The sequence below is a fragment of the Streptomyces sp. 13-12-16 genome (genome assembly GCF_002114215.1).
Lineage (GTDB): Bacteria > Actinomycetota > Actinomycetes > Streptomycetales > Streptomycetaceae > Streptomyces.
Genome location: NZ_NCTE01000219.1, coordinates 1 through 8250 on the forward strand (window position 1 = coordinate 1; position 8250 = coordinate 8250).

General features: G+C 71.2%; 9 protein-coding genes. 3 read left to right on the plus strand and 6 right to left on the minus strand.

Going from position 1 to position 8250, the window contains the following annotated elements; translation table 11 throughout:
* A partial coding sequence (locus B7767_RS09965) for an ABC transporter permease (protein WP_143652323.1) occupies window positions 1-1147 on the plus strand: 1147 nt, incomplete at its 5' end.
* Window positions 1148-1153: 6 nt separating this feature from the next.
* Here the strand turns inward: B7767_RS09965 and B7767_RS09970 are convergent.
* Together B7767_RS09970 and glnA are read right to left on the minus strand one after the other, a co-directional pair.
* Window positions 1154-1411 (minus strand): hypothetical protein, encoded by a 258-nt coding sequence (locus tag B7767_RS09970; protein WP_085571876.1) that lies wholly within the window; start codon window positions 1409-1411, stop codon window positions 1154-1156.
* Between the two features lie 130 nt (window positions 1412-1541).
* Window positions 1542-2951: a type I glutamate--ammonia ligase gene (glnA, locus tag B7767_RS09975; protein WP_085571877.1), complete on the minus strand. Its 1410-nt coding sequence runs from the start codon at window positions 2949-2951 to the stop codon at window positions 1542-1544.
* 210 nt (window positions 2952-3161) lie between these two features.
* Here glnA and B7767_RS09980 point away from each other — a divergent pair, with 210 nt between their 5' ends.
* Window positions 3162-3632 carry an RDD family protein gene (locus B7767_RS09980; protein WP_085571878.1) on the plus strand — a complete coding sequence of 157 codons (471 nt, stop codon included), beginning with the start codon at window positions 3162-3164 and terminating at the stop codon, window positions 3630-3632.
* A 116-nt stretch (window positions 3633-3748) separates the two neighbouring features.
* Here the strand turns inward: B7767_RS09980 and B7767_RS09985 are convergent, their stop codons facing one another.
* From B7767_RS09985 to lipB, 4 genes are all read right to left on the minus strand, one after another.
* Complete coding sequence (locus tag B7767_RS09985; protein WP_073935628.1) at window positions 3749-4453, minus strand: DUF4191 domain-containing protein; 705 nt, start codon at window positions 4451-4453, stop codon at window positions 3749-3751.
* A 37-nt stretch (window positions 4454-4490) separates the two neighbouring features.
* Window positions 4491-4706 carry a hypothetical protein gene (locus B7767_RS09990; RefSeq protein ID WP_085571879.1) on the minus strand — a complete coding sequence of 72 codons (216 nt, stop codon included), beginning with the start codon at window positions 4704-4706 and terminating at the stop codon, window positions 4491-4493.
* Between the two features lie 267 nt (window positions 4707-4973).
* Window positions 4974-5939 carry a lipoyl synthase gene (lipA, locus tag B7767_RS09995; RefSeq protein ID WP_085571880.1) on the minus strand — a complete coding sequence of 322 codons (966 nt, stop codon included), beginning with the start codon at window positions 5937-5939 and terminating at the stop codon, window positions 4974-4976.
* A 132-nt stretch (window positions 5940-6071) separates the two neighbouring features.
* Window positions 6072-6869, minus strand: coding sequence for a lipoyl(octanoyl) transferase LipB (lipB, locus tag B7767_RS10000; RefSeq protein ID WP_085571881.1), 798 nt, complete (start codon window positions 6867-6869; stop codon window positions 6072-6074).
* Window positions 6870-7211: 342 nt separating this feature from the next.
* Here lipB and B7767_RS10005 point away from each other — a divergent pair.
* Window positions 7212-8250, plus strand: a 1039-nt coding sequence (locus B7767_RS10005) for a regulator (RefSeq protein WP_085571882.1), incomplete at its 3' end; no start/stop codon positions are given.

Sequence of the window (8250 nt, forward strand, 5' to 3'; positions counted from 1 at the left end):
CGTGCCCCTGCGCCGCACCGGTGCGGCCGGCCGGCTCGCGGTCGCGGGCGTCGGAGGCGCGCCGGGCCGGGCGGCCTCGGTCTCGGTCGTCGTGGCCCTCGGCGTCTGCCTGGTCGGCTCGACCCTGACCTGCCTCGCCTCCCTGAACGCCTACGAGCGCTACCGGCAGGCGGTGGAGGCACCCGCCGACTTCCACCTGTACCCCAGGGACGGCGAGACGCTGGACCGGACGCTCGCCACCGACCTGGCCTCCCGCCCCGAACTGGCCGACGTGACCGCGTTCCGCACGGCGGAGGTCGTGGGGAGCGCCCGCAGCGCGACGGTCTCCGACCTCGACCTCGGCACCGTCCGCGCCGGCGTGGGCCTGACCGCCCGTACCGGCTCCCTCGACCACCTCGAACCCGCCCACGTCGTCGTGGACGCCGAACACGCCCACCGGCTCGGCGTCCGGGCCGGCGACCGCGTGACGCTGGAGTTCGAGGGCCGCCCCGTCCGGCTCACCGTGGCGGCGACGCTGCCCGGAGCCGGACCCTACGGGGGGAACTTCTTCGTCCCCGCCGCGGACCTCACCCGCATGGGAGCGGGCGCCGCGCCCACCACGGTCACCGCCAACGCCTCGGAGGACGGCGCCCGGGGGCGGATACGCGCGCAGCGGGCCATCACCGGCACGCTGACCGGCCCGGAGCGCGGCGACGGCCGCGTCATCGCCGAGGACTCGGCCGCACAGGCCGGCGAGCCGGACGACCTGCGGACCATGGCCACGACAGTGATCATGGTCCTGGGGCTGACCGTCCTGGTGGCGGTCGCCGGCGTCGCGACCACGGCGAGTCTCACCGTCGTCGAACGGACGCGTGAGTTCGGGCTGCTGCGGGCCCTGGGCCTCAGTGGAGCGGCCGTGCACCGCATGGTCACGGTGGAGTGCGCGCTCCACGGCGCACTGGGCGGACTCCTCGGACTGGCCCTCGGCCTGCCGTACTCCTGGCTGGTGGTCCGTGTCGCCGAGACGAGCGCCCCGTTCAGCGTCCCGGCGGGACGACTCGCGGCGGTCTTCACCGCCCTCGTCCTGGTGACCGCCGCCGCGGGAACGCTGCCCGCCCTCCGCGCCTCCCGGACCCCACCGACGGTCGCCGTCGCCCGGGCCGAGTAGCCGGGGTCAGTACGGGCGGAAGCCGGTGTAGCCGAGCAGCACGATCACCGCGACGACACAGCCGAGCACCACGGCCGTCGACACCCACGACGAGCGGCCGGACGAGCCCCGGTACTCCGGTTCGCCGCGGAACGGGACCGGTCCGGGCGGGTTGTCCTTCCAGCGGGCGGCGAGCATCCGGGCCCGGGCCGACGGCTCCTTGTGCTCGGCGCCGTCCGCCCACTTGATGTCGAACTCCCGCATCTCCTCGTCCCGTTCGGACATCCCCGTGGCCTTCCTCGAACAACAGTGTCAGTCCAAGGATCCCTCTCCGGACGCCACGGGGGAAGCTTTTCGGACACACGACGGCGCCCCCGCCCCTGGAGGAACCAGGGGCGGGGGCGCCGTGGGCCGGTCACACGTCGAAGTAGAGCTCGAACTCGTGCGGGTGCGGGCGGAGCTGGAGCGGGGCGATCTCGTTCTGGCGCTTGAAGTCGATCCACGTCTCGATCAGGTCGGGCGTGAAGACGTCGCCCTGGAGGAGGAACTCGTGGTCGGCCTCCAGGCGGTCGAGGACCGCGCCGAGGGAGGTCGGGACCTGGGCCACGTTCGCGTGCTCCTCGGGAGCCAGCTCGTAGAGGTCCTTGTCGATCGGCTCGGCCGGCTCGATCTTGTTCTTGATGCCGTCCAGGCCGGCCAGGAGCAGCGCGGAGAAGGCCAGGTACGGGTTGCCGGAGGCGTCCGGGGCGCGGAACTCGACGCGCTTGGCCTTCGGGTTGGAGCCGGTGATCGGGATGCGCATCGCGGCGGAGCGGTTGCGCTGCGAGTACACCAGGTTCACCGGTGCCTCGAAGCCCGGCACCAGACGGTGGTACGAGTTCACCGTCGGGTTGGTGAAGGCCAGCAGCGACGGCGCGTGCTTGAGGATGCCGCCGATGTAGTAGCGGGCCGTGTCCGACAGGCCGGCGTAGCCCTGCTCGTCGTAGAAGAGCGGCTCGCCGCCCGCCCACAGCGACTGGTGGACGTGCATGCCCGAGCCGTTGTCACCGAAGATCGGCTTCGGCATGAAGGTCGCGGTCTTGCCGTTGCGCCACGCGACGTTCTTCACGATGTACTTGAAGAGCTGGAGGTCGTCGGCGGCGGCGAGCAGCGTGTTGAACCTGTAGTTGATCTCGGCCTGGCCGGCGGTGCCCACCTCGTGGTGCTGGCGCTCGACCTTCAGGCCGGCCTTGGCCAGCTCCAGGGACATCTCGGCGCGCAGGTCGGCGAAGTGGTCGACCGGCGGGACCGGGAAGTAGCCGCCCTTGTAGCGGACCTTGTAACCGCGGTTGTCCTCCAGCGCACCGGTGTTCCAGGCGCCGGCCTCGGAGTCGATGTGGTAGAAGGACTCGTTCTCGGAGGTCTTGAAGCGGACGCTGTCGAAGACGTAGAACTCGGCCTCGGGACCGAAGTACGCGGTGTCCGCGATCCCGGTGGAGGCCAGGTACGCCTCGGCCTTCTTGGCCACGTTGCGCGGGTCGCGGGAGTACTGCTCGCCCGTGATCGGGTCGTGGATGAAGAAGTTGATGTTCAGCGTCTTGTCACGGCGGAACGGGTCGACCCGGGCGGTCGACAGGTCCGCGCGCAGCGACATGTCGGACTCGTGGATGGCCTGGAAGCCGCGGATCGACGATCCGTCGAACGCCAGCTCCTCGTCCGGGTCGAACGCCTCGGCAGGGATCGTGACGTGCTGCATCACACCCGGGAGGTCGCAGAACCGGACATCGATGAACTTGACGTCCTCGTCCGCGAGGTACTTCTTGGCGTCGTCGGCGTTCTGGAACATCCAGCTCCTCCTACTCCCGACCGTCCCGCCGGGGTGGTAGATCGTTCGTGTGGCCAGTGCGGGTGGCACACGCTCCCCTCGACCCTAGGGACGGGTCATTTCTCGGGCGTGACCCATTTGTTTCGCACAAGTTAACCGGGCCCTCTCCCACGGTAGCCCCGGCGCACCCCGCCGTCCTGTGGTCATATCCGGTCGCAGTACCGTGGACGGGTGGACAACAGGCAAGCAATCGGATCATGGCTCTCGGGGCCCCGCGCGGCCCTGGAGGACGCCGGTGCCGAGTTCGGCTACCGGGGCGAGCAGCTGGGGCTGCCGGAGAACGGACCGGGCTCGATCGCGGGCCCCGGCCGCAGGCTCGGCGCCCTCGCCGTGGACTGGGGGCTGTGCGTCCTGATCGCATACGGTCTGATCACCGAGGGCTACGAGGGCCAGGCGACCAGCAACTGGGCGCTGCTGGTCTTCCTCGTGCTGAGCGTCCTCACCGTCGGCACGGTCGGCTTCACCCCCGGCAAGCGTCTGTTCGGGCTGCGGGTGGTCGCCCTCGACACCGGCCGGATCCAGCCGCTGCGCGGGCTCGTGCGCTCGGTGCTGCTGTGCCTGGCCGTCCCCGCCCTCGTCTGGGACCGTGACGGCCGCGGACTGCACGACCGGCTGGCCCGCACGGTCGAGGTGCGGATCTGACAGCCGGTCCCGGGAGACGACGATCGGTCCGAAGACGACGATCGGTCCCGGGACGCGACGACGGGGGCGCCGGAATCACTTCCGGCGCCCCCGTCGTCGTATCGGGAAAGGCTGGGTCAGCGGCCCCTCGGTCCGCCGCCCTTCGGCAGCCTCATGCCCTTGGGCATCGGGCCCTTCGGCAGCGGCATGTTGCTCATCAGGTCGCCCAGGGCGCGCAGCCGGTCGTTGGTCGCGGTGACCTGCGGGCCGGTGAGCACGCGGGGCAGCTTGAGCATGGTCGTACGGACCTTCTTCAGCTCGACCTGGCCCTCGCCGGTGCCCACGATCAGGTCGTGCACCGGGACGTCCGCGACGATGCGGTTCATCTTCTTCTTCTCGGCGGCCAGCAGGCTCTTCACCCGGTTCGGGTTGCCCTCGGCGACCAGCACGATGCCGGCCTTGCCGACCGCCCGGTGCACCACGTCCTGGTTGCGGTTCATCGCCACCGCGGGGGTCGTCGTCCAGCCCCGGCCGATGTTGTCGAGCACGGCCGCGGCGGCGCCCGGCTGTCCCTCCATCTGCCCGAAGGCGGCCCGCTCGGCCCTGCGCCCGAAGACGATCGCCGTCGCGAGGAAGGCGAGCAGGAGGCCCAGGATGCCGAGATAGATGGGGTGCCCGATCAAGAAACCGATCGCGAGGAAGACACCGAAGGTGACGATTCCGACAGCCGCGAGTACAAGACCGATCTTCTTGTCGGCCCTGCGGGTCATCTTGTAGGTCAGGGCGATCTGCTTCAGTCGCCCGGGGTTCGCAGCGTCCGCTGCGGTTTCCTTCCTCGCCATGCCATGAAGTCTACGTGTCCCCGCGGGGGGCGGTAGGTCAGGGGCGGGTCGTCAGGGAGGGGGCGGCCAGGGTCTGGTCGAGGACGCGCTGTGCCTCGACCCGGTCCTTGGCGCGACGGCGGTCCTCCAGCACCGAGGTCCAGGCGTTGCGGCGGGCGGTGCGCTGGCCGCCGCTCATCAGCAGCGACTCGACGGCGCGCAGTGCGGTGGCGAAGGACGGGATGGCGGTGGCGCGGACGGGCGCGGCCTGCATGGTGGAGGTCTCCCTCGGTGCCGGCGGACAGGGGTGTACGTGCTGTGATTCCAGGCTCACTGACTGGTGTTACCAGGGCGTGACCGGCCGGTCAAACAGGCATGAAGCCTCGGTGGGAGGGTCCGGAACGCCGACGCGGCCCCGACCTGTGCCCTCATCTGCGAGGACGGTCGGGACCGCGTGGTCTCGGCCATTACCGGGTGGTAGGGCCTTGTGCGTGAATTCACACGCCGTCGGCGGTGTGCCGCCGGACGGCTCCGGGCGAGGTCAGACGGCCTGGGAGGCCACGTACGCGCCTCGCTTCTCGATCGCCATCCGGTAGAGGCGGCCGGCGCGGTACGAGGAGCGGACCAGCGGGCCGGACATCACACCGGAGAAGCCGATCTGCTCGGCCTCCTCCTTCAGCTCCACGAACTCCTGCGGCTTCACCCAGCGCTCCACGGGGTGGTGGCGCACGGAGGGCCGCAGGTACTGCGTGATGGTGACCAGCTCGCAGCCCGCGTCGTGCAGCTGCTTCAGCGCGTCGCTGACCTCCTCGCGGGTCTCGCCCATGCCGAGGATCAGGTTCGACTTGGTGACCAGGCCGTAGTCGCGGGCCTCGGTGATGACCTTCAGGGAGCGGTCGTAGCGGAAGCCGGGGCGGATCCGCTTGAAGATCCGGGGGACCGTCTCGACGTTGTGCGCGAACACCTCGGGGCGGGAGGAGAAGACCTCCTCCAACTGCTCGGGGACCGCGTTGAAGTCGGGGGCGAGCAGCTCGACCTTGGTGCGGCCCTCCGCGCGGCCGGCGGTCTGCGCGTGGATCTGGCGCACGGTCTCCGCGTACAGCCAGGCGCCGCCGTCCTCCAGGTCGTCGCGGGCGACGCCGGTGATGGTGGCGTAGTTCAGGTCCATGGTGACGACCGACTCGCCCACGCGGCGCGGCTCGTCACGGTCCAGCGCCTCGGGCCTGCCGGTGTCGATCTGGCAGAAGTCGCAGCGCCGGGTGCACTGGTCACCACCGATGAGGAAGGTCGCCTCGCGGTCCTCCCAGCACTCGTAGATGTTCGGACAGCCGGCTTCCTGGCAGACCGTGTGCAGCCCCTCGCTCTTGACGAGGTTCTGCATCTTGGAGTATTCGGGGCCCATTTTCGCCCGGGTCTTGATCCACTCGGGCTTGCGCTCGATGGGGGTCTGGCTGTTGCGGACCTCCAGGCGCAGCATCTTGCGTCCGTCGGGTGCGACTGCGGACACGACCGGCTCCCTAGCGATTGATTCTTCGGCGTGCTCAAGGGTACGCCCGTTGATTTGAAACCCGGTGTGGGTGCCGGGGCTGCCGCCCCGGCCCTGAACGGGCCTTGTCCCCGAACTCCGGACGGGCTGTTGTTACGCCGGTGCCTTCTCGACGACCCGGGGCTTCGGTTCCGCGTTCTCCAGGATGTCCCGGAGGTGGCGTTCCACCACGGGGAGCACCTCGGCGATCGTGATGTCGCGACCCAGCTCGTTCGCCAGGGAGGCGACGCCCGCGTCGCGGATGCCGCACGGGATGATCTTGTCGAACCACTTGTTGTCGGGGTTCACGTTCAGCGCGAAGCCGTGCATCGTGACGCCCTTGGCCACCCGGATGCCGATCGCGGCGATCTTGCGGTCCTCGCGGCGCTGGCCGGCGTTGGAGGGCGCGTACTCCGGGCCGTTGAGGCGGGGGTCGAACTCGTCGTCGGTGAGCCGGGGGTCGAAGTCCAGGGAGAGGCCGCCGAGCGCGGGGCGCCGCTCCACCGGGTCACCGAGGACCCAGACGCCGCTGCGGCCCTCGACCCGGGTGGTCTCCAGGCCGAACTCCGCGCAGGTGCGGATCAGGGCCTCCTCCAGGCGCCGGACGTGCGCGACCACGTCCACCGGGCGGGGCAGCTTCTGGATCGGGTAGCCCACGAGCTGACCGGGGCCGTGCCAGGTGATCTTGCCGCCGCGGTCCACGTCGATGACCGGGGTGCCGTCGAGGGGGCGCTCGCTCTCCGCGGTGCGCCGGCCGGCCGTGTAGACCGGGGGGTGCTCCAGGAGGATCACGGTGTCGGGCACCTCGTCGGCGAACCGTGCCGCGTGCACCCGGCGCTGCTCGTCCCAGGCCAGCCGGTAGTCCACGGCCTCGGCCCCGAAACCCATCCGCACGAACCGCAAATCGCTCACGGCAAAGCGCCTCCCTAGAAGGTCGTCAGGCACGAAACGCGCCCACGCCACTGTACGACCGTTCGAGCGGGGGGTGGTCAGGGGCCGGTCGGGGGCCGGCTGGAGGCCGGTCGGGGGCCGGCTGGAGGCCGGCCGAGGGGTCGGGCGGGGGGCCGGCCGAGGGGTCGGGCGGGGCGACTGTCAGCTTTCGGGCAATTCTCACACGATCGGATGAATGCCGGTCCAATTCTGCGATCGGGTGCTCACTCTCCGCTACATTCGCGCCGTCCGTGTGGCCATAAGGGCTGCTCACAGGCAATCCGGGCACCTCGCTCAGCCGGAAGGCAGGAGACCGCACCGCAGATGACGGAACGACCCGCGCAGCGCACCCCCAACCGACAGCTCGCCGCGCTCATCGCAGAAGCGGGGTTCTCCAACGCGGGACTCGCCCGTCGCGTGGACCAGCTCGGTCTCGAACACGGGCTCGACCTGAGATACGACAAGACGTCCGTCACCCGCTGGCTGCGCGGGCAGCAGCCTCGCGGTACGACGCCGGCACTGATCGCCGAGGTCTTCACCCGGCGTCTGGGCCGGCGGCTGACCGCGCAGGACCTGGGGCTGGACGCCTGCGCGCCGGTCTACGCGGGGCTGGAGTTCGCCGCCACCCCCGAGGAGGCCGTGGACATCGTCAGCGGGCTGTGGCGCAAGGACTCCGGCAGCCACGCCGAGCTGCGGAAGATCGCCTTCACCTCGGCGGGGCTGGTCGTGCCGAGCCGGGACTGGCTGATCGGGCGGGCGGACGAGAAGGTGGCCCGGGCGGAGCCGCCGGTACGGGTTCCGGCACAGGGCCGGCCGCCGTTCCGGCCGGCCGAACTGCTCGCGCGCCGGCGTGCCACGGCCGAACGCGGTCCGGGCCACCGGGTCACCGGAGGGGACATCGCGGCGCTGCGTTCGGTCGGCGAGCTGTTCCGCACGCTCGACGACGCGTACGGCGGCGGGCACGCCCGCCAGGCTCTCGTGCGGTACCTGGAGCACGAGTGCGAGCCGATGCTGCGCGGCACGTACGGCGAGCAGACCGGGCGCCGGCTGTTCGCGGCCGCCGCGGATCTGACGCGGCTGGCCGGGTGGACGTCGTACGACATCGCGGCGCACGGGCTCGCGCAGCGGTACTTCGTGCAGGCGCTGCGGCTGGCGCAGGCGGCGGGGGACCGGCCGTACGGCGCTTACGTCCTGGTCACCATGAGCCGGCAGGCCGTCTACCTCGGGCACGGGCGGGAGGCCGTGCAGCTCGCACGGGTCGCCCAGCAGGGGGCGGGCGGGTCCGGCCCGCCGGCCGTGCAGGCGCTGCTGCACGCGGCCGAGGCGCGGGGGCACGGGGTGCTGGGGGAGGTGCGGGCCTGCA